General features: G+C 40.5%; 1 tRNA gene and 2 rRNA genes. All 3 read right to left on the reverse strand.

Features of this window, described 5'->3' with window-relative positions:
• A tRNA-Leu gene (locus LEQ07_RS19800) sits at positions 1-85 on the reverse strand.
• A 5-nt stretch (positions 86-90) separates the two neighbouring features.
• A 5S ribosomal RNA gene (gene rrf, locus LEQ07_RS19805) occupies positions 91-207 on the reverse strand.
• A gap of 142 nt (positions 208-349) precedes the next feature.
• Positions 350-442 (reverse strand): 23S ribosomal RNA (locus tag LEQ07_RS19810); the annotation flags it as partial.

The raw sequence follows: 442 nt of genomic DNA on the forward strand, positions 1-442 counted from the left end.
GCCGAAGACCGGAATCGAACCGGTACGAGAGGTAAGTCCCGCAGGATTTTAAGTCCTGTGCGTCTGCCAGTTCCGCCACTTCGGCACATCACCTAGCTACGTCCTACTCTCCCAGGCAGCTTCCCACCAAGTACCATCGGCGCTAAAGAGCTTAACTTCTGTGTTCGGAATGGGAACAGGTGTATCCTCTTTGCTATAATAACTAGATTATGTTGTTCTGTTTTGAACAAGTATTATATTAACATTTTAATTAAAAAATGTCAATATATTTTTTAAAGATATTTAAGTAAAGTAATATCCTAGAGTTAGCACCCTGAAAACTGAATAACATTAGTAAGATTAAATAATCTTGGTCAAGTCCTCGATCTATTAGTATCGGTAAGCTACATACATTGCTGCACTTACACCTCCGACCTATCAACAGGTAGTCTTCCTGGGATCT

Origin of the sequence: Paraclostridium sp. AKS73 (assembly GCF_025671395.1) — a bacterium.
In the GTDB taxonomy this organism is placed as follows: Bacteria; Bacillota; Clostridia; order Peptostreptococcales; family Peptostreptococcaceae; genus Paraclostridium; species Paraclostridium benzoelyticum.